This is a genomic window from Mariniphaga sediminis (assembly GCF_003573545.1).
Lineage (GTDB): Bacteria > Bacteroidota > Bacteroidia > Bacteroidales > Prolixibacteraceae > Mariniphaga > Mariniphaga sediminis.
In genome coordinates, this window is the sequence record NZ_QWET01000007.1 from 217,336 (window position 1) to 243,361 (window position 26,026).

Genomic DNA, 26,026 nt, shown 5'->3' on the forward strand with positions numbered 1-26,026 from the left:
AATTAATTGGTGAGTGAAACATCCCAGGATGCTTCCCGTTTTTCTGCCTCTTTTACCCATTGCGGAACAACCGTTTCCAGAAATTCCTGTTTTTCCGTATTCAGTTTTTCCATATCAAGGCCTATAAACTTTTGCGCTTTTTCTTTTGTGGAAATATCAGGATAGGGAACTTCTTCATTGTGGCCAAACTCCGCCAGCAGGCGTGCCAGTTTAATCCGCGCTTCCTGTGCAATGGTAATCCCATTGGCAATGGTACGGCCAATTTCAACCGGCGAATGGAATGAACCTCCATGACTTGCGGCAGCGTAATCCCACCGCCATTGAGCATGACGAATTCCCTTTAAAATATCCTCCATCTGGCTTTCAGTTGCCCCCAATTCCCAAACTTTTTTCGCTTCTACGTGCGCTCTGACGAGAAGTTTTTCCAGTTCGTCGCGGTTTTCAATAATCCGATCCTGACGTTCATACACATCCTGCACCAGTTTGCCTGCTTCTTCACGGTGGCAGACCTGGCATGAGTTGGCTACATTATTCAGTGGCGACTGCATTTTATGGTCGGTGAATTTTTGACCGCCTTCGCTCATATAAGGCATGTGGCAATCGGCACAGGCCACACCTCGCTTGGCATGAATGCCTGTCATGTACACCTCATAGCCCGGATGCTGTGCCTTTAACATTGGGGCCTTGCTCATGGCATGAGTCCAGTCGCTAAATTCCATGTTGTCATAATACTCTTCCATTGCCTCGGCGGTAAAACCGTTATCCCATGGGAATGTAAGGTATTGGGCGCCTTCCGCAACGTCTTTGTTGAAATAGTATTCCACATGGCATTGAGCGCAAACCAGGCTGCGCATTTCCTGGTAGCTGGCCTTCGAAACATCCTTGCCCAGCCTGTCAAAAGCTTCGATAAGCGCTGGCCTTGAAATCCGAAGGTTCATGGTTTCCTCGTCGTGGCAGTCGGCACATCCAATGGGATTAACAACCTCAGCGCCCAGACGTGCCCAGGTGCCGGTGTAAAATGCTGCAACACCTTCCTGGTTCATCATACGCGGCACATCCGGACTTTTACAAGTCCAGCATGTTGAAGGCATGGGGCCGTCGTCAGAGGTTTTTGGGCCACCGGTACGCAAAACATTCCGTACATCGTCAATGGCGTAATAATGGCCTCGCCCCTGGTTGTATTCTTTGGCAAAGCCATAACCTGCCCAAAGAACGACCAGGCGCGGATCTTCTTCCAGCATGTCAATCATTGCATTGCCGTTGTATTTACTGCGGAACGAAGTGTCGGCCGTTCCGTAATACGATTGAAACTGGCGGGGATAATTTTGTCCCCAAACTTCATTTCTCGGTTCATATGGCTGAATGTCGGTCTGTGGTGTACTCACATAAACGGCCTCCATTCTGCGTTCTACAATTGATGAAGCCAGTAGTCCCAAAAGGAATACAACTATAATGGTGGCAAAAAAGAGCAGCCATGCAAGCCAGGGACGTTTTTCTGTTATTTTTATTTTGTTACTCATTTTTATGGTTTTTAGTTTCTAAATATGTTTTTAACCAATCGGGGACGGGGTTTTGAGGCAATGGGACGCGTGCATCGGGGACACTCGAGAGGCTGTTGATTCTCCCGTGAGGAACCTCCCGGTGGCAATCCCAACACTTTCTGTCTGTCCGGTGATGGTGATGTTCATTGACCGTAGCTTCCATTTTCGGGTCAACCAGAACATCGGAATGGCACCGGATGCAATTTTGGTGCACCGCCTCGGCGCCTTCTTCTTTTATGAAAATAACCTGGGGTTCTTTTCTTAGTGTGAAAATGGTAGCATGACGCAAACCATCTTTCGCCTTGAAGTAATATTTGTTCAGGAAATTATTGTGCGGGACATGGCAATCGTTGCAGTTGGTCCACTCCCGGTGCGAACTATGGTTCCATGTAGCATATTGCGGAGCCATGATGTGGCAGTTGGTACACGTTTCCGGATTGTCTGAAAGATAAGAATGTGCCTTCGACATGTAGAGGGTGAGTATTACAAGCCCGGCAAAGATTCCTGAGGCTATTGCTACAGGAAATTTCCATTTTGGCGGCGGAAGCAATTTCTTTAGCATAAATTATACATCGGTTAATTAAAAGACAAATATTATCTTTCTCCTACCTAAAATCTGTAACGGATGTTACAACTTACGTGAAAATTCCAGTCACTAATTTCGTTATTTAAAATGAAAATAAATAACCAAATGATGTTGTGGAGCTATTTTACAGTAAGAAAATCTCACCCTTTTTCAGTTAACTTTACGCGCGTCAGATATAATCTGTTCATAATCAAAAAAATAACCAAAAATCAAATTTGCTATGAAACATATTTTTTATTTTTTGTTTTTTTGCATTCCTCTTGCTGTTTATCCTCAGGGAGTAACTACATCGAAAAATATTAAGATTGATTTCACCGGTTTTGTCCGGAACGATTTCATCGTTGATTCCCGTAAGAATGTGTGTGCCTGCGACCACTTGCTTGAGTTTTATCCTTACAGGCCGGTTTATGATGATAATGGCGAAGATATTTACGCCCAGGCCAATGCTCATTTTTTAAATACATTTTCGCGGTTTGGTACCCGCTTTTCAGGGTTGGAGATAGGAAATGCAAAGATTTCTGCTTATTTGGAGTTTGATTTTACAGGGTTTTCTTCCACTAACGGTGTACGCTTAAGGCATGCTTATACCAGCATTGCCTGGCCAAAAACAACCCTGCTGTTTGGACGGGCGTGGCATCCTTCCTTTATTGAAAAAGTATATCCTTCGGTTTTAAATGAAAATACCGGTCTTCCCTTTCAGGTATTTAACCGGTCTCCCCAATTGAGACTTACTCATCATCTTTCAGATAATCTCGATTTTATTGCCGGGGCGGTTTATCAGTATAACTATGTTAATGACGGACCCGATGGGAAAACTTACAGATACCAACGGGAGGCCGTTGTCCCCAATCTGCATGCACAATTGCAGTTTTACAATAAAAACTGGGTTGTTGGGGCAGCCATCGACTGGAAGAGTATTTTGCCGAGAACCTCTACTATCGGAATTAACGGTACTTTTAAAACCGATGAAAAATTGAGTACCTGGGCTGCTTTGGCTTACCTGAAATATTCGAAAGATATGTTTGAGCTGAAAGCCAAAACAATGTGGGGGCAAAATGTTAGCGAGAGTCTCCTTCCGGGTGGATATGCAGTAGCCTCACGCGATGAAGAAACCGGCGCCGAAACTTACACCCCGTTGAATCATATTTATAACTGGATAAATTTTACCTATGGCAAGAAATGGAAAGTAGGATTGTATGCCGGTTATATGAAAAATCTTGGAACGAAAGATGCACCCTATTACGAAGGGGCTTTTTATGGAATGGCAACCGATATAGATAAGATTTACAAAGTTTCGCCCCAATTGATTTACTTCTTTAAGAATTTTATGGTTGGATGGGAAATGAGCTGGACAAGTGCGGCTTACGGGGATATTGATTCGGGTGATTACGGAAAAGTCAAAAACACTGAAACCGTAACAAATTTTAGAAATTTGGTTTCGGTTGCTTACAATTTTTAATTTTCCTTTTACTTTTGTTGAAAATTGAAAAATTACCGGAAAATCTTTAGGAAGGGCCGGGAATACCAAAAATCAACAATTATGGCTTTTGAAGTTTCTGTTTTTCTCGAGAATAAAATCACCCACTTAGAGGGAATTACAAATATTCTGAAAGCGGAGGGAATTAATATCCGGTCGTTAATACTGAATAATATATTACATGGCTGGGGCGTGCTTAATCTACTTGTCGATCAACCCGAAAAAGCTTACCAGGTATTGACAGACAAAGGGGACTCCGTGTCTTTACGCGAAGTAATTGCCCTGGAAATGAAAGATGAAACAGGCGGGTTGGATGAGTTGCTGGTAAAAATTTCGCGGGCAGGCATCCACATCGAGAACGCGTACACCCGTCTTATTTCCATCGCAAATCTGGCGATTTTGGTACTGGACGTTCCCGATGTGCTGGAGGCAAAAAAATTGCTTCTGCAAAACGGGATTCCCATTCTGGATGATAAAACGGTTTACGGAAACTGAATAGTTTTCCCTCTATCACTGTAATTAAAACAAAATAAAAACCATAGCAAAGAAGAAGTATGATTTGGAACGAGAAGATGGAGTGTGCGTCGCGCGATGAGATGGCTGCTGTTCAGAGCGAAAGGCTCATTCAGACAGTTCAGCGTATTTACCACAACATTCCCAGCTACCGGGCAAAAATGCAGGAGAAAGGATTGGTACCTGGCGATATCCGGTCGGTGGAAGATTTGAGCAGTCTTCCTTTTACCAATAAAACAGATTTACGCGATAACTATCCTTTTGGGATGTTTGCCGTGCCCATGAGTGAAATTGTTCGGGTGCATGCCAGTTCGGGCACTACCGGAAAACCTACCGTAGTGGGGTACACCCGCAACGATTTACAAATGTGGGCAGAAGTGGTAACACGGGCGCTTTGCATGGCGGGTGTACATAAAAGTGATATTGTGCAGGTGGCCTACGGCTACGGGCTTTTTACCGGCGGGTTGGGGTTACACTATGGCACAGAAAACCTGGGAGCTACTGTTATTCCCATTTCGGGTGGAAATACCAAAAAACAGATTCAACTGATGCAGGATTTTGGAACTTCTGTGATTGCCTGTACTCCTTCGTATGCGCTGTTTCTGTCTGAAGTGATGCAGGAAATGGGCATCGATCCCGATTCGCTGAAGTTGCGGGTGGGGATTTTTGGCGCTGAACCCTGGAGCGAAAACATGCGACGGGAGATTGAATCCAAATTAAAGTTAAAAGCTATCGATATTTATGGCCTCAGTGAAGTCGTAGGCCCGGGTGTTTCCTGTGAGTGTGAGCAACAGGCAGGAATGCATGTAAATGAAGACCATTTTATCCCGGAGATTGTCGACCCGAAAACATTGGAACCTGTGGCTCCCGGAGAACTGGGTGAGTTGGTGTTTTCAACTGTTACCAAAGAGGGAATTCCCATACTTCGTTACCGGACCCGTGATTTAACGCGTCTTATTTACGATAAATGTGACTGTGGAAGAACGCTTGTGCGCATGGAAAAATGTACCGGGCGCTCAGATGATATGCTCATTATCAGAGGGGTGAACGTGTTCCCGTCTCAGATAGAAAGTGTGTTGCTGGAAATGAGCGAAACCGAGCCACATTATATGTTGATTGTAGAACGCGAGGGCTCACTTGATATCCTGAAGCTGTTGGTTGAAGTGCAGGAACAGTTTTTCTCCGACGAAATTCGCGAACTGGAAGCGCTTCGCAAAAAGATTACTGCCAATATACAGGGAACACTGGGCATTTCGGTTGATGTGAAACTGGTAGAGCCCAAAACCATTGAACGTACGGCGGGTAAGGCAAAAAGGGTTATTGACAATCGAAAAATTTAAAAAAAATGAAGACAAAACAAGTTTCAGTTTTTTTGGAAAACAAGTCGGGCCGGCTGAACGAAGTAGCCCAGATTCTTGGCAACGCAGATATTAATATTTCAGCATTTACAGTTGCTGATACTTCTGATTTTGGAGTATTACGGCTGATTGTTTCCGATCCGGAAAAAGCGTGTGAGGTGCTGAAAGAAAATCGGTTTTCGGTACGTACAACGGATGTGGTGCTGGTGAACAGCCCAAACCGACCGGGAGCCCTTTCAAGGATGCTGCAAATCCTGAGTGCCGAAGGAGTTTTTATCGAATACCTCTATGCTTTTTCAATGGATAACGACACGGCAGTAATAGTTATCAGGCCCACCGACATCGATAAATGTGTGGAAAAGCTCGAAAACCATAAAGATGATTTGCTCGGCAAAAACGGACACTACCGTCTATAATATTAAATTTCGGGGCGCGAAAAAAATGATGGCCTGTTCTAAAAGCCAGAATTTGTATCTTTGGGGTTATTTAAAATGAACAAATGAAGCGGATCGCTGTACAGGGAATCGTCGGGTCTTTTCATGAAGATGCGGCACAGAGATACTTCAATAAGAAAATTGAAGTGGTCGAATGTAAATCTTTTACCAGTGTTTGTGAACTGGTAGATACGGATAAAGTGGATTATGCCGTAATGGCTATCGAGAACTCCATAGCCGGTAGTTTGCTGAAAAATTACCAGTTAATTCGAGATTACCACTTACGGATTATTGGTGAGATTTACCTGCATATTCAAATGAATCTGATGGCTGTAAAGGGAGTTAAACCTTCTGATATAACCGATATCTATTCTCATCCGGTGGCCTTGCAACAGTGTGTGGAATACCTCGAACAGTATTTTCCGAATGCGAATTTGCACGAGGGATTGGATACGGCTGCAGCGGCAAAACTTATGTCTGACGAGCAGCTTCCCCATGCGGCTGCCATTGGCAATTTGCGTTCGGCAGAGTTATATAAACTCAATATCCTTGAAACCGGCATTGAAACCAACAAAAAAAATTATACCCGGTTTCTTGTTCTTGCCAAACATGGTAACCCAACGGAAAAGGCCAATAAAGCATCTCTTTGTTTTGAAGTGGGGCATTTTTACGGCTCCCTGGCCCGGGTGCTTAATGTATTTGCCGAAAACGAAATTAACCTGGCAAAGATCCAGTCGGTTCCGGTAATTGGAAAGCCGAATGAATATACTATTCATGTCGATATTGAATGGGAAAAGCTGGAAAACTATGACCGGGCTTTGCACCAGGCGTTGAAGAGTGTTTCAAGCCTCGCTATTTTGGGGGAATATGAGCGAAGCGAAATTTATATGCACGACCAGTAAATAAAAAATAAAACGAAAAGAAATGAGCAAAACCGCAATTTTTTTTGGGCCGTCTGACGGCGCCGTTCACAGGGTAGCAGTAAAAATTCAACAAACCATCGGCGAAGAAAAAGTGGTTATGGTGCCGGTGAAAGATGCCACTGTTGCTGATTTGGAAAAATACGACAAAATTATATTTGGTATTTCAACGGTTGGTAAAGAAACCTGGCATGCCACCTATAATAATGTGGACTGGGCAAACTTTCTGCCCGAAATCGGAAAAACCCGCTACGAAGGCAAAACGCTCGCCATTTTTGGGTTGGGAGATCATATAACATACTCGGCTACATTTGTTGATCATATTGGTTTACTGGGGCGCCAACTGATGGAGAACGGAGCGTCTCTTGTAGGTCAGGTGCCGGTTGACGGCTACGAATTTGAGGAGTCGGAGGCATTAGTAGACGGCCAGTTCATGGGGTTGCCGGTGGATGAGGATTTTGAACCGGAACTGACGGATGAGCGGGTGAAAAACTGGGTGGAACAACTTCGGCCCCATTTTGGGTTTTAACCGGAAAATATATCATGGAAAATTCTCCTTTCAGTAAAGAAATAATCGATAAAAAAATTAAGGAACTGCGGATTGCTGATCCGGGAAAAGCTTCAATTCGTGAGATTGTGGCTCTTGTGAATCTTGTGGAAGAAGAAACCGGGCAAAAATATATTCGCATGGAAATGGGGGTGCCCGGATTACCACCGGCCCAGGTTGGTGTGGATGCCGAAATAGAGGCGCTCCAACGGGGTGTGGCAGCAATATATCCTATGGTTGATGGAATTAAGCCGTTAAAAGAGGAAGCTGCCCGGTTCATAAAAAACTTTTTGGATATTGAAGTTTCTCCCAAAAGCTGTATTCCCACAGTTGGTTCCATGCAGGGAACCTACTCCGCGTTTTTGGCTGTCGGAAATGCAGTGAAGGGGAAGGATACCACCCTTTTTATCGATCCGGGTTTCCCGGTGCAAAAGCAGCAGATGCAAGTACTGGGGCAAAAGTACAAAACCTTCGATGTGTTCCACTTCAGGGGAGAGAAGCTGAAAGCAAAACTTGAAGAGTACCTTTCCAAAGGAGATATCTGTTCCATTGTATATTCCAATCCGAATAATCCGGCATGGATTTGTCTTTCGGAAGAAGAGTTGCAAACAATAGGCGATCTGGCAAACCAGTATGACGTAGTTGTGATGGAGGATTTGGCTTATTTTGGTATGGATTTCCGGCAGGATTTTTCCAAACCGGGGGAGCCGCCTTTCCAACCCACCGTGGCGCGCTACACTGAAAATTACATTCTTTTCATTTCCAGCTCCAAAATATTTTCTTACGCTGGTCAGCGTTGCGCCCTGATGATTGTTTCAGACTCACTTTATAAACGTGATTATCCGGACCTGCAGGAACGGTTTGGAGGGACCGATTTTGGAAGCACCATTACGTTGAGGCTGATTTATGCCTTATCAACAGGTGCCAGCCATTCGGCACAGTGGGCGCTGGCGGCCATGTTGAAAGCTGCAAACGAAGGCCGTTTCAATTTTGTGGAAAGTGTAAAGGAGTACGGTGAAAAGGCAAAAGTTATGAAACGCCTATTTCTCGAAAACGGGTTTGATATCGTGTATAAAGAAGATCTGGATCAACCTATTGCCAACGGATTTTACTTTACCATATCGTATCCCGGAATGACCGGAAACCAATTGGTCGCTAATCTGTTATATTACGGTGTCAGCGCCATTGCGCTCGACAATACCGGCAGCGATGAGGAGGGGATTCGTGCCTGTGTTTCATTTGTGAAACGGGAACAATTCGGAGATATGGAAGAGCGGTTAAAATTGTTCAACGAATATTTTTCGCAAAAGAATTAAAGCGTTTTGATGGATCAGCAGAAAATCATTTCTCGGTACAATATTACCCTTGAATTGTTGAAGCAGATCGATCTGAAAAATAAGCCCGCTGTTTTGAAAAAAGGCGAATCGTTTATTGATTACGGTGAAAAAACGCAAAGAATTGGTATTCTTATCAGCGGACTTCTTTATTCCACTTATATTGCCGACAGCGGCACCGAATGGGTTTCTCGCTTTTTCTTCCCTCCGAACAACTTCATCGTAAGTAATCATCGTAGCTTTTATCTTGGGAAAAATTCCAGTGAAGCGATTCGGTCTTACGAAGATTCGGAACTTATTTTTATTGAAAAAGAAGAGTTTAAGTATTTACTCGATCACCATCCGAAGTTTGAACGTACCGTGCGAATTCTGGCTGAGGAAAGTTACATCCAGGCCATGGAAAGAATTCATTCCTTCCAGTCACTCAATGCCGAGCAACGAATTCGGAAATTTTTTGAAGAATATCCGGAGTTGGGAAAAAAGCTCCAACGGCAGCATATTGCTTCTTATCTGGGTATTCACAGAAACATTCTTACCCGTTTTCTTTATAAAATTTAAGAACGCAACATTAGTTGCATGATTTCCGGGATGTAAAAAATAGTTTTGCTCAACAGATTCAATTTTTAATCTGTACCAAAAAAATACTAACGATTTATTATTTTAATATTTCATCATTTTAGAAATTGTAATTGCTTGAAAACTTTATGAAATAACCTGATCTTTATAGTGTTTTTTGGAATAAAAGGTTGTTAATTTTAGCAGAAAATTAAAAAATATGGCAAAAGTAAAAGGAGCTGTTGTAGTTGATGTGGAAGTTTGCAAGGGGTGTGATTTATGTGTTCAGACCTGCCCGGAGGATGTACTGGCATTGCACAGGGAAGTAAACAGCCGGGGATATCATTATTCTTTTATGAAAAATCCTGAATCCTGCACCGGTTGTACCAATTGTGCCGTTGTTTGCCCCGATACATGCATTACAGTTTACCGGGCAAAAGTAAGGGCTTAGAAGAAGTAAGTAGTGATCGGTAAGAGTTGCAGTATCGGTTTTTAATTAAATGACCGATGAATAATAACTCGCAGATATCAGCTTTAAGAGTGAAAAATAAAAATAAATAGAATGGGCGAATTAAGGTTAATGAAAGGAAACGAGGTGTTGGCAGAGGCTGCCATCCGGTGCGGATGCGACGGTTATTTTGGCTATCCCATTACACCTCAGTCCGAAGTGATGGAGACCCTGATGGAACGCCAGCCCTGGAATGAAACGGGGATGGTGGTTTTGCAGGCGGAGAGTGAGGTTGCGGCCATTAACATGGTTTATGGCGCTGCCGGTTCCGGCAAAAAAGTAATGACCTCCTCTTCCAGTCCCGGCATCAGCTTAATGTCAGAAGGAATTTCCTACATCGCAGGAGCTGAATTGCCCTGCCTGGTGGTGAATGTGCAGCGTGGAGGGCCTGGTCTTGGAACAATCCAACCTTCGCAGGCTGACTATTCGCAGGCAGTAAAGGGGGGAGGACATGGCGACTACAAAATGATTGTGCTGGCGCCTTCGTCGGTGCAGGAGATGAACGATTTTGTAGACCTGGCGTTTGAGTTGGCTTTCAAATACCGCAACCCATCGATGATTCTTGCCGACGGTGCTATCGGACAGATGATGGAGAAAGTAGAATTATCGGATTACAAGGAGCGATGGTCCGATGAGGAGGTGATTGAAAAATCGGGAAGTTGGGCCACCACTGGTAAACCTTCATCCAGAGAACGAAATGTGGTTACCTCCCTGGAGCTGGATTCCCTGAAAATGGAAGAGAACAACAACCGTTTCCAGGAAAAATACCGCAGAATGGAGGCCGAAGAACAACGTTACGAAGCCATTCAATGCGATGATGCAGAATATATTTTTGTGGCTTTTGGAACCTCGGCCCGCGTGTGTCAGAAGGCGGTGGAAATTGCCCGCGAAAAAGGAGTGAAAGTGGGGCTGCTCAGGCCCATTACCCTGTTTCCGTTCCCAAAGACAATCATTGGGGAACTGGCGAAAGATGTAAAAGGATTTTTGTCGGTTGAAATGAGCGCCGGACAAATGGTAGAAGATGTCAAACAGGCTGTTTTCGATGCCGGTATAATTCGCCCGGTAGCATTTTTCGGTCGGATGGGAGGTATTATTCCGACCCCCGGCGAGGTAGTGGAAGCATTGGAACAAAAACTATTGAAGGAGAAAAGATAATGGAAACCAAAGACATTATAAAACCTGAAAATCTGGTTTACGGCAAATCGGAGTTGTTGATAGATACCATTATGCACTATTGCCCGGGATGTACTCATGGAGTGGTGCATAAATTGATTGCTGAGGCAATTGGTGAAATGGGGATTCAGGAAAAAACAATTGGTATTGCTCCGGTGGGATGTTCTGTATTTGCCTATAATTATATTGATATTGACTGGCAGGAAGCGGCCCATGGAAGAGCGCCGGCAGTGGCAACGGGAGTGGTTCGTCTGAACCCCGATAAGTTTGTATTTACGTACCAGGGAGATGGCGATTTGGCTTCTATCGGTGCTGCTGAAATTATTCATGCCTGTAACCGGGGCGAAAACATGCTGGTAATTTTTATAAACAACGGGATTTACGGAATGACCGGGGGGCAGATGGCACCCACCACCATCGAAAACATGGTAACTTCCACCACTCCCTGCGGGCGAGATTCTGAACTGAATGGCTATCCGCTGAAGATGACAGATTTGGTGGCACAGTTGCCCGGGACATCTTATGTTACGAGGCAATCGGCACAAACCGCTGCTGCCGTGCGTAAATGCAAAAGGGCACTAAAAAAAGGTATCCAAAACGTACTCGATAAAAAAGGGACGTCGTTTGTAGAAGTGATATCCACCTGTAATTCGGGATGGAAAATGACGCCGGTTCAGGCCAATAAATGGATGGAAGAAAACATGTTTCCATACTATCCCCTGGGTGATTTAAAAGACAGTGAAAAAGGGGAACCCGTTTCAAAAAATTAAAACTAATGATTATGACTGAAGAGATGATAATTGCCGGTTTCGGAGGGCAGGGGGTGTTGTCCATGGGGAAAATACTTGCCTATTCAGGAATTATGGAAGACAAAGAGGTGACCTGGTTTCCGTCCTACGGGCCTGAAATGCGCGGAGGAACAGCCAACGTAACGGTTATTGTGAGCGACAACCGTATTAGTTCGCCCGTTTTGCATGAGTTCGACACCGCTATCATTTTAAACCAGCAGAGTATGGATAAATTTGAAAAGGCCGTGAAACCGGGCGGTACTTTGCTTTACGATCCGAATGGTATTGTAAAACCACCTGTACGGAAAGATATTAATATTTACAGGATTGAAGGTACGAAAGCCGCGATAGAAATGGGAAATCCCAAGGTCTTTAACATGGTTGTGCTGGGAAGTTTTCTGAAGGTAAAACCTATTTTGAAGCTCGACAATGTAGAAAAAGGTCTCGAGAAATCATTACCTGAACGTTATCATAAACTCATTCCGCTTAACCTGGAAGCCATTCAGAAAGGACAGGAAATTGTGGAAACGGTGCAGACAGTGGAAGTGGAGGTGTGAGTCAACCGGGTTGAACACTTTGTTGGAATTACAGAGGTATCCCCTGCAACATTCCTTACACTGCAATTTTTGTTGTTTCGGTTACCAGCCTTTACCAGTGAACTGTTCCCGGGGCAGAATACAAGCTTTTTCGCGAGGATAGCTCGTTGGTGAATTCCAAAAGTTCACTTGTTTTCATCCTCACTCCCTAAATCACATGGTGTGCTTTTCTTTAGGTACATTCAGAAATGATGCTGTTGATTTTTTCTGATTTGGAAAACAATTATAGTTTTTTGTAAACTTTTACATAATCGACCATAAATGTGTCAGGGGCACAGGCATTTTTAATCCCTTCCAGAGTAGGGGGAATTTCCATGCTTAAGATCATGTATTGGTCGATGTGTGACAAGCCGTCGCTTAATTCGTGAAACTTTAACCCGTCAATATAGAAAGCATATTTTTCCGGGGTCCATTCAAGGGCAAATGTATGAAACCCTTCAGATAGTCCTTCCAACTCGCTTTTCAATTGTCCGCAGCTTTGCTGGTTTGGCCCGTACGCCCAATGAATACAATGGGTCATGTGATCGTCACCCAAACCCTTGAAATATTCAAAAATATCTATTTCAGCCCCAAACGTTGCCGGATCTTCCCCTTTTGAAATCAGCGGAGACTGCATCCAGAATGCGGACCAGGGACCGCTGCCTTTTTGCAGGCGGGCACGGCATTCAAAATACCCGTAAGTGGTGTTAAAGGTCTCGTAAGAACCGATTGCACTACCCATAATACTGTCTTTTTTTATGTCATACATCAGGTGCAGGTTCCCATTTCCTACGGACACCATGGAAGGATCGTTGTATCCGATACGGCGGGGCCCGGTTCCTCTTATTTTCCATTTTGTGGTATCCAGTTCCGACCCGTTAAACTGGTCCTCCCAAAACAAAGAATAACCTTCTTTTTCCGGATTAAAAATATCCTGCGAGAGTGCTGTGTTTTTAGGAGAAGTATTTTCGTCTGATTTTTTTTCTGATATCTGGCATGAAAATAAAGTGGCTGAGGATAGCATCAAGATTGTAAGTAGATGTTTCATTCGTTTTAATTTTTGATTTTAGAGTTTTATGTTTTAGTTGATATTTTTTAGTAGTACAGTTAAATTTTGTATTTAATGCTTTTTTTTAAGTTGTTCTACTCCGACAAATATATTTGTTTTTATTCTGTTTAGAAAGGTTGATTCTGTCCTTTACAAAATGAATTCTTTTTTCTTTGTAATTCTTAATGACAGCTTTATTAATAGCTGGTTTTCCCCTGCTATCTTTAACATGATCAATATTATAAATATTTGCAATATTGACTAAAGTTTCAGCGTATGATGGTGTAGGGGAGAGGATTGCTGGATTTTTGAGTAGATTAGTGCTGAATGAATATTTACCAAATACCCCTCCGGAACATCGGATGCAACCATCTTTATTGTGTTTTTACCTTCTTCCAATTGATAATTCCAGTAAATATTTGTTTTCTGGATTAACGCTTGAGTGGGCAACGAAACATTTTCGACCAGTTGCCCGTTGACAAAAACATCTAGTTGCAGCTTATAATCGGGTAAAGTATTGTCGGTTTTTACAGCGTTTCCGCTCAAAACAATCCCTGCTCCTTCGAACTCAATGGTATATTCTTTTTCCTGTTCATCTATTCTTTTTCCCGCCATTGGCCACTGGTAAGAAATTCTTTCCAGTGGATAAAGGTTTTTAAAGGATTGCTCCAGTTCTAGGGGTTTCACTTTCTGATATACAATTTCCGCCGTATCCCCCTGAACTTTTCCACCATGTTTTTCTATCATTCCCAATGCATGGCGGTAGCTTAAGTTATAGGCATCGGTCAGCGAAAACGCTGCAAAGCTGAAATTCCTTTTTTCAACACGGTCGAGCCCCTGCTTCCAGTATTCGGGAATATTGCTGTAGCCCAACATCGTTCCCAAAATACCTGCTGCATTGGAGGGGTTACAGTCAGAGTCCTGTCCGGCCCGCGTACTTATATCAATTGTTTTTCCATAATCGCCATCTCCGTACAATAAACCCAGCACAATATAAGCTGCATTCAGGCTTGCATCGATGTTAAACGCATTGAAAACCCCATCGGGACAACCTTTTTCAGACGACCACTTTTTTTGAATTTCAAACCAGTTTTGTTTCCAGTCGCCGGGATACATTTTGTGCCATTGCACCACATCGGCAATCAACTGATAAAAACGACTTTCCTGCGGAATTGCTTTCAATGCTTCATTAACGACAAACGCCACATCATCGGAAATGAAAGCCTGTGTGTACATTCCCGCAACAAACACACCGCCATACCAGCCATCTCCGAAATTCATAATGTGGCCGATACGATCGCAAATTTCAGAAGAGGCATTCATCATGCCCGGAGACATCAGCCCTGCAAAGTCTGATTCAATCTGAAAATCGATATCGTCGGCATGCGGGTTATTAAAGTAGTGCCCTGATTCGGGAGGCATAATCCCATTCAGAATATTGTACCGCGCGGCCTGATTGGCGTGCCAGAGCGGATACCGGGCATTCGCAAAGGCTTGGGCATGTAACGTATCGGATGCATCCAACCCATGCTTTTCGAAGACGGAAACAAAAGTCAGATCCATATACACATCGTCGTAAAGGCCCGGAAATTGATCGTACCAAAATTCTATCTGGTTTTCATCCCACGGTATAGGTACGTCATCATCAATCATGGTTCCCAGCCACTTGAACTCGGTTGGGCCGCCATAAGTACACCCTATGACCTGACCGGCCCAACCGCCCTTTATTTTGTCTTCCAATACTGCTTTGGAAATTGTAATCTTTTGTCCGTCTGCAAATACTGTTGATTCCTTTTGTATAGTTTTGTCTTTGCACTCGATAAACGTGAAGACTAACAGTACAATGGGGGATAGTAAAACTTTCAAATTCATGATGCGGTCTAATTTGGTTATAAAAGTACAATGAAGGAATCAAGCCATCAAAAAAATAAATTTCAGTCTATATTTCAGAAAACATTTTCATTGTCCGGCATAGATAATTGAAATAATTCCGATGGCAAAAAGAATAAACATCAGCACAAGCATACCATTGGTTCCTTTGGGTGAATTTTTAAATTCTTTCCATATAAATACTCCCCACAAAGCTGCAACAAGTGTCGCTCCCTGGCCTAAACCATAAGAAATGGCTGCGCCTGCTTTTCCTGCAGCAATCAGGTTAAGTGAATTCCCAATGCCCCAAATTATTCCACCTAAAATACCTACGAGGTGTATGGAAAAACCTCCTTTAAAATATGCTTTGTAATGGGTGGGGTTTCCACTTATGGGCTTTCTCATTAATATGGTATTGAAGAGAAAATTGCTCAGGAAAATACCGAGGGAAAAGATTACAACTGCTGTGTAAGGAGTCATCATTCCGGCAGCGGGATTCACAAAGTTATCCAGATCCATCGACCGGGCAACAAAACGGTAAAAAAACGACATTAATACACCTGCCAGCACAGAAATAAGTATTCCTTTGGTACTTACTTTCTGATTTACGGAAGAGGCTCTTTTGTAAGCCAGCGCGTTAATAATAATAGCGATGGTAATCACTCCAACTCCGAGAAATAAAAACACCGGGTCTCCCTTTTGGGAACCCAGATAGTTGATTACTACTCCGAGAACCAGGGCTAAACCAATTCCCACGGGAAAAGCGACAGCCATACCAGCAATAGCAATTGCCGTAGATAAAAGAATATTGGCTGCATTAAAAATAACACCTCCGAAAAAAGCACTGCCAATGTTGCTCCAGTCAGCCTGCCCCAAATCTGCTAAAAATCCTCTTCCGTTTTCGCCCCAACTGCCAAGGGTAAATGCAGAGATGATTGAAAGCAACAAAACGCCGGTAACATAGTCCCAGTAAAATAGTTCGTATCTCCATGTTTTTCCGGCAAGTTTTTGGGTATTTCCCCATGAGCCCCAGCATAACATGGTAATAAAGCAAAAAACAACCGCTAAAGGATAACTGCTTACAATATACATGATCGTTTGATTTTAGTTGATTTCTTGTTTTCGATGATTTAAAAATTTCCTTACCTCTTTTTCTGAAGGTATTGAAGGTTGCGCTCCCATCCGTGTTACACAGATAGCTGCGGCGGCAGTTGCAAATTCAAGAGCTTCTTTCATACGGTGTCCTTTACTCAGCTCGGCAACCATGGCGCCGCAAAAGGTATCGCCGGCCGCCGTTGAATCTATCGTATCAACTTTAAAGGCCGGGATTTTCAACTGTTCTTCTTTATTTTTAAACATGCTGCCTTCTTTACCAAGAGTTAAAACTACATTCTGTACACCCATTATTAAAAGCTTATTAACAATGGCTTCCTCTCCCAGCTCTTCCATTTTTTCTCCGGATATAATTTCTGCTTCTGTTTCATTTACAACCAAAACATGCACTGCCTTCAGGATATCATCGTCTAAGTGGCAGGCCGGAGCAACGTTTAACAATATCTTCTTCCCTTTTTTTACGGCAATCTCACAAATTGTTTTTACCGTTTCATAAGGAATTTCCATTTGTAACACAATAAAATCTGCATTTGCAATTTTTTCTTCGACAGCAATTATATATTCAGGTGTAAGCTCTTTATTGGCGCCAGGGATTATTACAATGCTGTTTTCTCCTTTTTTATCCACCCAAATCATCGCTGTCCCGGTTGGCTCATTGTCGGTAAGCAAGGATAAAGAAACATCCAACCCTTCGTTTTTGTAATACTGAAAAGCATTCTGCCCGTTAACATCATTGCCGAGGCTGGTAATAAAAGTGACGTCCCCACCTGCTCTGTGAGCAGCCAGTGCCTGGTTTGCCCCTTTTCCGCCCATGGCTTGCTGAAACGACACACCTTCAATTGTTTCACCCGCAACAGGGAATTGTTCCATTGTTGCAATTAAATCGGCATTAGAGCTTCCTATAACTAAAATTTTATCCATAACAATTTATTGATTCTCCTCCCTTTTTCCAGTTACTGTTTGGATTAAAGCATTCAGAGTATATTCTATATTTGATTCATCCACCTTTAAGTACCGATGCATCCCTTCTTTCGCTGGAACAAATTTACTATGTCCTTCATCATCAATGGTTATTGTACCGTTCGAAGATATACGGAAATAGTTTTTATGTGGCTCAACTGCATAAAGAACCGAAGTAAGATCCCACGTTTGCCTGTCATAAGGCATTTCTCCGTAAAGTTTATAAGATACACAGAGAGGATGCCTGGAAGAATTGTTAAAATCATTTAGGATACTCTGATGCGGATACAGTAATTTATTTCCTACCTCCCATCCGCTGGCAATAATTTTAGTAGGCCACTTTTCAAAAACAGTTTGAGCCGCTGGCAAATCCTGGACAATATTCCATTCAGGAAAGTCAAACTCATTTCCATACAAGCCTCCCATTACCGACAGAAATTTTACTTTCTTTTTCACCAGTTCTATACCAGCCAAATTACTAAATTGGTCTGGTTCGGAATGGAGTAGTCTTTCCAGATTTGTTTCGGGGCCGACGGCAACAATGATAACAGAACTATCCTTTTGGGAAGATAAAAGTTCACGCATTAAAATATATCCTTTTGGTATACTGTCTTTTATGGATCTTCTTGGCATCAGAATATTTTGCCCGTCAACACTTGTCTCTAAAGTTTGACGAAGATAACTGCCATCTTCCGGATTAACTCCATCATAAACATATCCAAGAGGAATATCCGGAATGTTATTAAAGTTACAATAGCCATCAACATATTCTATTGCAAACGGGTTTGCTTTGCTGAGACTTATTCCGAGTAAGTTTATTTTGCCTTGCTTGTGGTAATTTAACAGCATCTGAAGTGCAAGGACGTCATCAATATCATTGCCTAAATCAGTGTCGAATATTACCTGTATCGGTTGTTTCTCATGCTTTTCGTTGTTCGAAGGTTGGGCTTTTCTGGCCGGGCTGTTGCAAGCCGCCATTATAACAACCAATATAAAAATCGTATACCTGTTCATAATTTTTAGTTTGGAATTTTATATTTCAATGTTTTATCATGTTTTGGATCATCAAAAATTGTTGTGTCAATCTCAAAATTATCAATTTTGCTGTCCAATCCAAGGTAGCCAATTGGGTGAATGCCTCCATTAAAATAATTAGTATTGGCGAACCGGATAGAGGGCAACATCCCAGCGGGATCGAGAACTGAAATAGCTATAATATACTTTCCCGGGGTAATCGGTTGGTCAATTAACAAAGACTCATTTATTATATAAACAGGAGGCTCAATCAGGTATTTTTCTTTTTCAATGCTCCAGTTTTCTCCAGGCATCCATTGGGATATTTTAACAGAATCCAGCATTTTACTCCATACTTTTTTATGGGTAGACGCATCGAGCAGGCTTATTTCAACTGGCCAATCATAATAAAATGGTGATGAACCTTTGTTTGTCAGTTTAAATTGAATATTAAAAGGGGTACCTTTTTTAATTTGGCGAGGGTAATCAAATTCAGACAATACAAATCTATATCCCAGAGATTTTTGAATTAAGTCGGCATTCGGAATAAATTCCGGATCGTTAAAATTGGCCCATGTTATTCCTCCCAAATGATTGCAATGCAGATTTCGAATCTGTTCAATAATTACCTGGCGTGTTGCCTCATCATTGGCACAATCTTCGAAACTCCTGAATCCCTGCGATTGTAAATTCCCCCAATTCCAGGTAACTTCTCCGCCTATAGGCTGAGTTTTCCACCGGTCTTCCAATTTGAGCATTTCATTGTACCCTCGGTCTATTTCCTGCTCTATAGCCCACGAATCCCAATATATGCCAAACTCATAATCTTCAAATTCATAAGCATAACGTACCATCACTTTTTTGTTCTTAAAGGCTTTTGAAAAGGCATCGCCTAAAATTTTTTCAATACCAGGAATCCATGTTCGGTTGGCAACATGCTTGGGCTCATCGTGAGGAGGCCAATATGTGGAGATGTCGGGATCATGATGTTCTCCCCATTCTCCAATAATTCCCATTTCAACATATGCCACACGCGGATCATTATCCCAGGCTTTCCCCATTTTTTCAATCAAGTTCATAACTCTTTCCGGGAAAGATGGATCAAAATAACCTCCTCTTATAGGTTTAATGGAATCCCCGGGTTCAACCATTGCACCTACTGAACCTGGAATCTGTTTGTAGGGAGAATCGTATTCAGGTAACATATCATCTGCCCAGTGGGTTCCATTCAAATCATCCGGGTTGTATGGGTCTTGAGGTTGGCCTCCGTGCCAAGGTTCCAGCCACACAATAAATACTCTTGGAATGACTTTCATATTAATGTCTTCAACACCTTCCCAACGATAATTGCTGTATTCAATTATTTTATCAACTCCATCGGTAATGCTGTTTTCCACCCTGTCCCATGGCATATACTCTTTTATCATTGTTCCATAAGGGTATGGATATTCGTTCCGTTTTATATCAACACCAGGGTTGAAATATTCCCTGAATCCCTTCATCGGATTTCGCAAAGCACGATTGTATTCCTCAAATGAAACAGATACATTTTTATTGGAAACCGATATTTTGTATTGAGCAAATACGATTGAGTTTAAGAAGAATAGAAATACAATAAAAACTAATATTCTTTTCATTGACTAATTATTAATTACATATTTCAATGTTTTGTCGCCGGCTATGTCATCAAATAGCTTAGAGTCTATTTTGAAATTATCGATATCCATATCAATTCCAACATAGCCTATAGGATGCCTTCCTCCTTCAAAATAATTTCTTGTCGCAAACCTTATGGAAGGCAGCATCCCGGCAGGGTCCAGAATTGCTATTGAAAGTATATATTTACCTGGCTCAATATTGGATTCGATATTTAAATTTTTAGTTATTGTATAAGTTTTAGCTTCTTGATCATACGAATTTACAGAGGCTTTCCAATTATCTCCAGGCATCCATTCGGTAATATTTACATCATCCAATATGGTTGACCACACTGGTTTTTGCGTATCTATATCAAGAAGAGAAATTTCGACAGGCCAATTATAATAGAACGGAGAAGAACCAGTGTTCACTATGCTAAAATTAATATCGAATGGAACATCTGATTTTATTTTGGTTGGGTAACTGAATTTTTTCAGGACAAAACGATATCCCAGTATTTTCTGTATCTGGGAAATATTATCGAGAAATTCTTTATTGGAGAAATCAGCCCAGGTTACTCCTCCCAGATGATTTGTATGCAAAGTGCGAATCTGGTTTATTATGAGTTGACGTGTCGAACCATTGGCAACACAATCTTCCAGACTACGATAGCCTGCACTGTAAAGGCTCCCCCAATTCCATGTTATTTCACCTCCCATGGGCTGCGTCTTCCATCTGTTGGGAGAAAATTTTTGGATTGAATTATAACCACGTTCCTCCTCTTCATCAATAGCAAAAGAATCCCAGTAGTTACCAAATTCATAATCCTGAAAATCGTATGCATACCGCACCATGACTTTTTTATTCTTAAATGCCTCAGAAAAAGCATCACCCAATACTTTTTCAATACCTGGAATCCATGTACGGTTATCCACATGATAATCCTGGTGAATGGGTTTCCAGTAGTTTGATATACAGGGATCATGGTGCTCCCCCCACTCTCCGATAATTCCCATCTCGATATAAGCCACCCGAGGGTCGTTATCCCATGCTTCCCCCATTTTTTTGACAAGTTCTTTTATCCGGTCAGAGAATGAAGGATCGAAATATCCCCCCGTACTTGGAGTGTCTTCATCTTCAGAACGCTTCACCGGAGGGAAATCAGAGGGCCAGTGCCAACCATTTAAATCATCGGGATTGTCAGTGTATGTATTTTTTGCATATCCGCCATTGTATTTTTCCATCCAAACAATATAGGGGCGGGGAATAACTTTCATATTAATGTCTTCAACACCTTCCCAACGATGGTTGCTGTATGCAATCACCTTTTCAACTCCATCTGACTCTATGTTTTCCATCATATTCCATTGCATATACTCTTTTACTATTGAGCCAAAGGGTAGGGGATATTCAGTGCGCTTGGTGTCATAACCCGGGCCAAAGTATTCCCGCAACCCCTTCATAGGGTTGCGGAAAGCCTTAGGATATTCATATGGAGAAACATAGACAACTCCATCAAATACTTCGGTATCGGTTATATCGGCCATTGGGTTATCATCATCCTTTGAGCATGCTGCCAGTACGACAACAAAAACAAAGCTTCCTGCAATTAATTTTAAAAGATGTATCATTTTTTATTTGGCAATTTAATATCCCGGGTTTTGATCTCCCTTCATTGCATCATTCGCATCAATAGCAATTTGCGGAATGGGATAAACTGTTTTCTGATTCGACCCAATGTTAATCCCATTTCCGGGATAAGCAGTCTGTACCTGTTCATTAAGCTTTCTGAAGCGGATTAAGTCAAAACGACGGTGCCGTTCACAGCACAGTTCATGTAAGCGTTCTTCTAACAAAACATCCGAAAATTCGGACACAGACAATCCGTCACTTTCTGTTATACTTGCTAAACCGGCCCGGGTACGTACTTCATTTAAATAGTCATATTTTTTACCAGATGAATCATCCAGGTTATTCAATGCTTCGGAAGCCATTAAAAGTACATCGGCATAACGCATATATATATAATTTAAGTCGTCATCTTCAATTTGATTGCCATAATTTGCATCGTAATATTTTTTTGTAGCAGGTGGCGACTGAACAATTCCTTTATACTCTGTCCAGAAGAATTCCGTTTTCCTTCTGTCATTATTGTCATACGAATCGTAAAGATATTGAGTTGGTCCAAAACCTCCCCAACCAAAACCTCCGGCTGTAGGGCCACCTCCGCCCCGTGGTCCCCAGTATGAGGATTGTATACTCCCTTCAAGCCCCCAATATCCAGAATGACTCCACTGAACTTCAAAAATATTCTCATACTCTTCATTTTTATGCTCAGGGTCAAAAATATCTGCATAGTTTTGATACAAATGAAAATTCCCAATGACCTTATTTAGTGCTTCAAGTGCTTTAGCAGATTTACCCCATTGCAAATAAACTCTACCTAATAATGCATTGGCAGCATAACTTGTAGCACGACCTTTGTCGTTACTCTCAGTCCATTGTTCAGGAAGATTTTCGGCAGCATAGTGCAAGTCCTCTGTAATAAGTTCATAAACTTCATCAACCGATTCACTCCGTGGTTTGGCAATTTCACTTTTATCAACGGAAGCCGATGTCCATATTGGTACCCGCCCATACATTCTGGCTAGTTCAAAATAAAATATTCCGCGTAAGAACCTGGCTTGCGCAATCATCGAATTTTTCTGTTCATTGGAAATAGATGTATTATCCGGCATGTCAACTATTATATTGGCACACTTTACACCCTCGTAGCAAAATACGTAATGATTATATAAAAAGGGATGATTTGCAGTATAAGTATAGTACATTAATTCAACATATGCTGCCCAACTCAAATCATAAGGTTGAACCTCATCTGTCCCAAATTCACCTAAAACAATCGGGAGTTTTTCACCAGTAACCTCCTGGAGTTTTGCATAAGCAGCAATTAAAGCAGCATCCCAGTCTTCTGCAGTAGTAAACGAATTTTCTGGAGTTAGCGAACTTTTGGCCGTTTCGTCCAGGAAATCTTCACAGGACATTGAAGAAACCAGCAGAAAAGTTATACTTATGATATATAATAATTTTTTCATAATGTTTTATTTACTTTTTTGACAACGCTTAAAAATTAATTGAAACACCACCAATAAATGCCCTGGCTCCTGGATAGGTGTTGGACTGCTGGGAAGCTTCAACATCATATCCTGAATATTTAGTAAAAGTATACAGGTTTTGAACGGAGATAAAGCCACGTATGCTAGTGGCTTTTATATTATCAGTCCACCTGTGAGGAAGAGTGTAACCAAGCTCCAGGTTTTTTATCCGGATAAAAGTACCATCTTCGAGGTTGGCATTTGTTCCGTCTCCATTGGAGTATGAACTTCCAATTCTTGGGGCAGGATATTTATTGCTCGGGCGCTCTTCCTTCCAGTAGTTATTATAATAATCAACACTTGAGTTTCCCCAGGTATTATAAGAATTAAAAAAGCGGAGCATTGAGTTGTTTATGTAGTAACCACCTGCATAATTGATGAAAACAACAAGGTCGAGCCCTTTATATTTGAAAGTGTTTGACATTCCTCCATAATACTTTGGAGTACTTTGTCCGCAAAATGTGCGATCATCACTATTTATTTGATTATCCGGAGTCAAATCCTTTATTTTTCTGTCTCCAGGCTGCGCATTATAAATTGCAGCCTCCGAAGATTCATTCATCTGCCAAATTCCATCAGACTCAAGCAAATAATACTCACCCAGTGAATGACCTATGAAAATACTTTTATTGATATCCGTTTTACCATCATAAAGTTCAACTACATTGTTATGGTTATAAGTGAAATTGAAAGAAGTAGTCCATTGGAAATTATATGTATTTACATTGACTGTATTAATCGTTAATTCAATACCACTATTATCCAGGATGCCTACGTTTGTAAGCGAAGATTGGTATCCGGATTCGAGAGGCAATATAACAGACCATAGAAGATCAGTAGATCGTTTATAATAATATTCAATACTACCGGCAATGTGGTTTTTAAAGAATCCATAATCAAGGGCGATATCAACTTGGCTTGATTTTTCCCAGGTTAAATTAGGGTTGCTAATAGAGGTATATGTTGCACCGGTATAAAGGTTTCCATTAAGTACATAGTTGTTGTTTTCACCCCCTCTGGAAACAAGTGCCGAGTACCTGTAGTCCCCGATGGACTGATTCCCAAGCATTCCCGCGCTTATGCGTAATTTTAGATTATCGATTTTATCAAAATTTTTCATGAAGTCTTCTTCAGTAATTCTCCATGCAGCAGCCAAAGAAGGAAAATATCCCCAACGGTGCCCCGGAGCGAACTTTGAAGAACCATCGGCACGCATGGTAAACGTAAGTAAATAGCGCTCTTTATAATTATAATTTGCCCGGATATAAAAAGAAGTTAGGGTAGATGCTGAAGCATAAGAGTTGTTAGGACCATATTCACTTCCTCCGCCAAGATTATAATATTTTGTAATGGGATCGATTCCTTTAGCCTGAGCTAAAGAATGTTGGTATTCCGATTTTGATGCTGAAGCTCCTCCCATTACCTTGATTTTATGTACATCAAAACTATTTTCGTAGGTAATGGTGTTTTCTGTTTGCCAGTAACGATTTTTGCTGTTGGAAATACTTGCAACTCCTTCAGAAGAATAGTGCTGTCCCATGCGCGGATCCTCGTATTCATTTGTAACATTGAATCCCATCTGTCCGGCGTTATCTGTCTTTATTTTCAATTTTTCAACAGGCTCAAATTCAATATAAAAGGAGCCGTTCATGTTCGTTCTTTGGGTTGTGCGGTCCAGAAGATTGACAATTGCAACAGGGTTTGCTTTTGTATTCAGAAACCCGTCAAAGTATTCTCCATCGGTATCGTAGATTGGAGCCGTAGGCTGAGAAGATATTGCACTATACATGGTTCCATAAAGTTCATCTGATTCTTCGTTTATATTCTTAATCTTAGATTCCATGAAGTTAAAGCGCACTCCCATATTTATCCAGTCATTCAGTTTGCTGTCGTTATTATAACGTAAGGTTAACCGGTTATACCACGAATTTTTTACAACACCTTCCTGATCATAATAATCAAGGCCAAGAAAATGGGTTGATTTCTCATTGCCCCCCGAAACGGTGGCGTTGTAATTTTGAAAACTTCCAGGTTGGGTTACCGCATTTTGCCAGTCGGTTGTTTCTCCGCGACTGAGTTGCAACAATTCAGCAGTAGTCCAGGTATAATTCTGTCCTGATGTTGTCACAAGATCATAATATTGCTGCGAATTCATTAAATCCATCTTGTTCATCATATTGAGTGCTCCTCCCTGAACATTAAAAGAAACCCTTGTTTTACCAGCTGATCCCTTTTTGGTAGTGATAAGAATTACACCATTTGATCCGCGGTTTCCATAAATTGATGCTGCTGATGCATCTTTAAGGATTTCGATTGATTCAATATCTCCGGTTGCAACATCTCCAAGTGAAGACGGAATACCATCGACTATTACTAAAGGGGAATTACCAGCATTTACAGAGCCTTTCCCACGTATAACAATGGATGCGTCTGCCCCGGGTTTTGCACTTGGCTGAGTAACCTGAACACCCGCTGCCATCCCTTGAAGGGCATTGCCTGCTAGTCCTACTTTAGTGTTTTTAAGGTCATCTGATTTAACGGATGCTATAGAGCCCGTCAGGTCACTCTTTTTTGAGGTTCCATATCCAATAACTACAACATCCTCAAGGTCATAGTTGTCAGGAATCATGCTCACATTGATTTTTCCCTGTCCGTTGTAGGTTATCTCCTGTTTAATCATTCCAATAAACGAATATACCAGGATGTCATTTTTAGCAATATTCATTGAATACTGCCCATTTACATCAGTTGTAACCCCTGTTTGGGTCCCTTTTATAATAACAGTAACACCCACTAATGGATTTGATTCAGAATCCACTACGGTTCCTGAGACTCTGTTTTGAGCAAAAGCAATAGAAAAGCTTCCCAAAAACATTAATAATACCAGAATATTTCTTTTCATAATTATTTTTGAACTAGT

The 26,026-nt window shown here is 41.7% G+C and carries 23 protein-coding genes; 12 read left to right on the forward strand and 11 right to left on the reverse strand.

Features of this window, described 5'->3' with window-relative positions:
• Positions 1-2: 2 nt before the first annotated feature.
• Both nrfA and nrfH read right to left on the reverse strand, forming a co-directional pair.
• Positions 3-1,520 carry an ammonia-forming cytochrome c nitrite reductase gene (nrfA, locus tag D1164_RS11400; protein WP_119350107.1) on the reverse strand — a complete coding sequence of 506 codons (1,518 nt, stop codon included), beginning with the start codon at positions 1,518-1,520 and terminating at the stop codon, positions 3-5.
• Positions 1,513-2,103: a cytochrome c nitrite reductase small subunit gene (gene nrfH / locus D1164_RS11405; protein ID WP_119350108.1), complete on the reverse strand. Its 591-nt coding sequence runs from the start codon at positions 2,101-2,103 to the stop codon at positions 1,513-1,515. Before nrfH ends, nrfA begins: the two co-directional genes overlap by 8 nt.
• Positions 2,104-2,347: 244 nt before the next feature.
• Here nrfH and D1164_RS11410 point away from each other — a divergent pair, with 244 nt between their 5' ends.
• The 12 genes from D1164_RS11410 to D1164_RS11465 all read left to right on the forward strand — a co-directional run bounded on the left by D1164_RS11410 (position 2,348) and on the right by D1164_RS11465 (position 12,291).
• Entirely contained in the window at positions 2,348-3,586 is a 1,239-nt protein-coding gene (locus tag D1164_RS11410; RefSeq protein ID WP_119350109.1) for a hypothetical protein, read from the forward strand.
• Positions 3,587-3,667: 81 nt separating this feature from the next.
• On the forward strand, positions 3,668-4,099 hold the full coding sequence (locus D1164_RS11415; protein ID WP_147372163.1) for an amino acid-binding protein: 432 nt from the start codon (positions 3,668-3,670) through the stop codon (positions 4,097-4,099).
• Positions 4,100-4,158: 59 nt separating this feature from the next.
• Positions 4,159-5,457 (forward strand): phenylacetate--CoA ligase family protein, encoded by a 1,299-nt coding sequence (locus D1164_RS11420; RefSeq protein WP_119350111.1) that lies wholly within the window; start codon positions 4,159-4,161, stop codon positions 5,455-5,457.
• Between the two features lie 5 nt (positions 5,458-5,462).
• Positions 5,463-5,891, forward strand: a complete 429-nt coding sequence (locus D1164_RS11425; RefSeq protein WP_119350112.1) for an ACT domain-containing protein — start codon at positions 5,463-5,465, stop codon at positions 5,889-5,891.
• An 83-nt stretch (positions 5,892-5,974) separates the two neighbouring features.
• Positions 5,975-6,811: a prephenate dehydratase gene (locus D1164_RS11430; RefSeq protein WP_119350113.1), complete on the forward strand. Its 837-nt coding sequence runs from the start codon at positions 5,975-5,977 to the stop codon at positions 6,809-6,811.
• A gap of 22 nt (positions 6,812-6,833) precedes the next feature.
• Complete coding sequence (locus D1164_RS11435; protein WP_119350114.1) at positions 6,834-7,358, forward strand: flavodoxin; 525 nt, start codon at positions 6,834-6,836, stop codon at positions 7,356-7,358.
• 14 nt (positions 7,359-7,372) lie between these two features.
• On the forward strand, positions 7,373-8,692 hold the full coding sequence (locus D1164_RS11440; protein ID WP_119350115.1) for an aminotransferase class I/II-fold pyridoxal phosphate-dependent enzyme: 1,320 nt from the start codon (positions 7,373-7,375) through the stop codon (positions 8,690-8,692).
• A 9-nt stretch (positions 8,693-8,701) separates the two neighbouring features.
• The gene (locus D1164_RS11445) at positions 8,702-9,268 is read left to right on the forward strand and encodes a Crp/Fnr family transcriptional regulator (RefSeq protein ID WP_119350116.1); all 567 of its coding nucleotides are present in this window, start codon (positions 8,702-8,704) and stop codon (positions 9,266-9,268) included.
• Between the two features lie 217 nt (positions 9,269-9,485).
• Complete coding sequence (locus tag D1164_RS11450) at positions 9,486-9,716, forward strand: 4Fe-4S binding protein (protein WP_119350117.1); 231 nt, start codon at positions 9,486-9,488, stop codon at positions 9,714-9,716.
• Positions 9,717-9,827: 111 nt separating this feature from the next.
• Positions 9,828-10,928, forward strand: a complete 1,101-nt coding sequence (locus D1164_RS11455) for a 3-methyl-2-oxobutanoate dehydrogenase subunit VorB (protein ID WP_119350118.1) — start codon at positions 9,828-9,830, stop codon at positions 10,926-10,928.
• Positions 10,928-11,716 (forward strand): thiamine pyrophosphate-dependent enzyme, encoded by a 789-nt coding sequence (locus tag D1164_RS11460; protein WP_119350119.1) that lies wholly within the window; start codon positions 10,928-10,930, stop codon positions 11,714-11,716. The genes D1164_RS11455 and D1164_RS11460 overlap by 1 nt, the downstream gene beginning before the upstream one ends.
• Before the next feature lie 11 nt (positions 11,717-11,727).
• Positions 11,728-12,291 (forward strand): 2-oxoacid:acceptor oxidoreductase family protein, encoded by a 564-nt coding sequence (locus tag D1164_RS11465; RefSeq protein WP_119350120.1) that lies wholly within the window; start codon positions 11,728-11,730, stop codon positions 12,289-12,291.
• A 262-nt stretch (positions 12,292-12,553) separates the two neighbouring features.
• Here the strand turns inward: D1164_RS11465 and D1164_RS11470 are convergent, their stop codons facing one another.
• The 9 genes from D1164_RS11470 to D1164_RS11510 form a co-directional block, all read right to left on the reverse strand.
• A complete protein-coding gene (locus D1164_RS11470) occupies positions 12,554-13,357 on the reverse strand; it encodes a glycoside hydrolase family 16 protein (protein ID WP_119350121.1) in 804 nt (267 codons plus the stop codon).
• 261 nt (positions 13,358-13,618) lie between these two features.
• Positions 13,619-15,229, reverse strand: coding sequence for an ADP-ribosylglycohydrolase family protein (locus tag D1164_RS11475; RefSeq protein WP_119350122.1), 1,611 nt, complete (start codon positions 15,227-15,229; stop codon positions 13,619-13,621).
• An 87-nt stretch (positions 15,230-15,316) separates the two neighbouring features.
• Entirely contained in the window at positions 15,317-16,318 is a 1,002-nt protein-coding gene (locus tag D1164_RS11480) for a multidrug DMT transporter permease (protein ID WP_119350123.1), read from the reverse strand.
• 12 nt (positions 16,319-16,330) lie between these two features.
• Positions 16,331-17,260: a ribokinase gene (gene rbsK / locus D1164_RS11485; protein ID WP_119350124.1), complete on the reverse strand. Its 930-nt coding sequence runs from the start codon at positions 17,258-17,260 to the stop codon at positions 16,331-16,333.
• Between the two features lie 6 nt (positions 17,261-17,266).
• Positions 17,267-18,313: a nucleoside hydrolase gene (locus D1164_RS11490; protein ID WP_119350125.1), complete on the reverse strand. Its 1,047-nt coding sequence runs from the start codon at positions 18,311-18,313 to the stop codon at positions 17,267-17,269.
• 5 nt (positions 18,314-18,318) lie between these two features.
• The gene (locus D1164_RS11495; protein WP_119350126.1) at positions 18,319-19,950 is read right to left on the reverse strand and encodes a DUF4832 domain-containing protein; all 1,632 of its coding nucleotides are present in this window, start codon (positions 19,948-19,950) and stop codon (positions 18,319-18,321) included.
• 3 nt (positions 19,951-19,953) lie between these two features.
• Positions 19,954-21,582 carry a DUF4832 domain-containing protein gene (locus D1164_RS11500; protein WP_119350127.1) on the reverse strand — a complete coding sequence of 543 codons (1,629 nt, stop codon included), beginning with the start codon at positions 21,580-21,582 and terminating at the stop codon, positions 19,954-19,956.
• 15 nt (positions 21,583-21,597) lie between these two features.
• Positions 21,598-23,046: a RagB/SusD family nutrient uptake outer membrane protein gene (locus D1164_RS11505; protein ID WP_119350128.1), complete on the reverse strand. Its 1,449-nt coding sequence runs from the start codon at positions 23,044-23,046 to the stop codon at positions 21,598-21,600.
• A 28-nt stretch (positions 23,047-23,074) separates the two neighbouring features.
• Positions 23,075-26,008 (reverse strand): SusC/RagA family TonB-linked outer membrane protein, encoded by a 2,934-nt coding sequence (locus tag D1164_RS11510; protein WP_119350129.1) that lies wholly within the window; start codon positions 26,006-26,008, stop codon positions 23,075-23,077.
• Between the last annotated feature and the right edge of the window lie 18 nt (positions 26,009-26,026).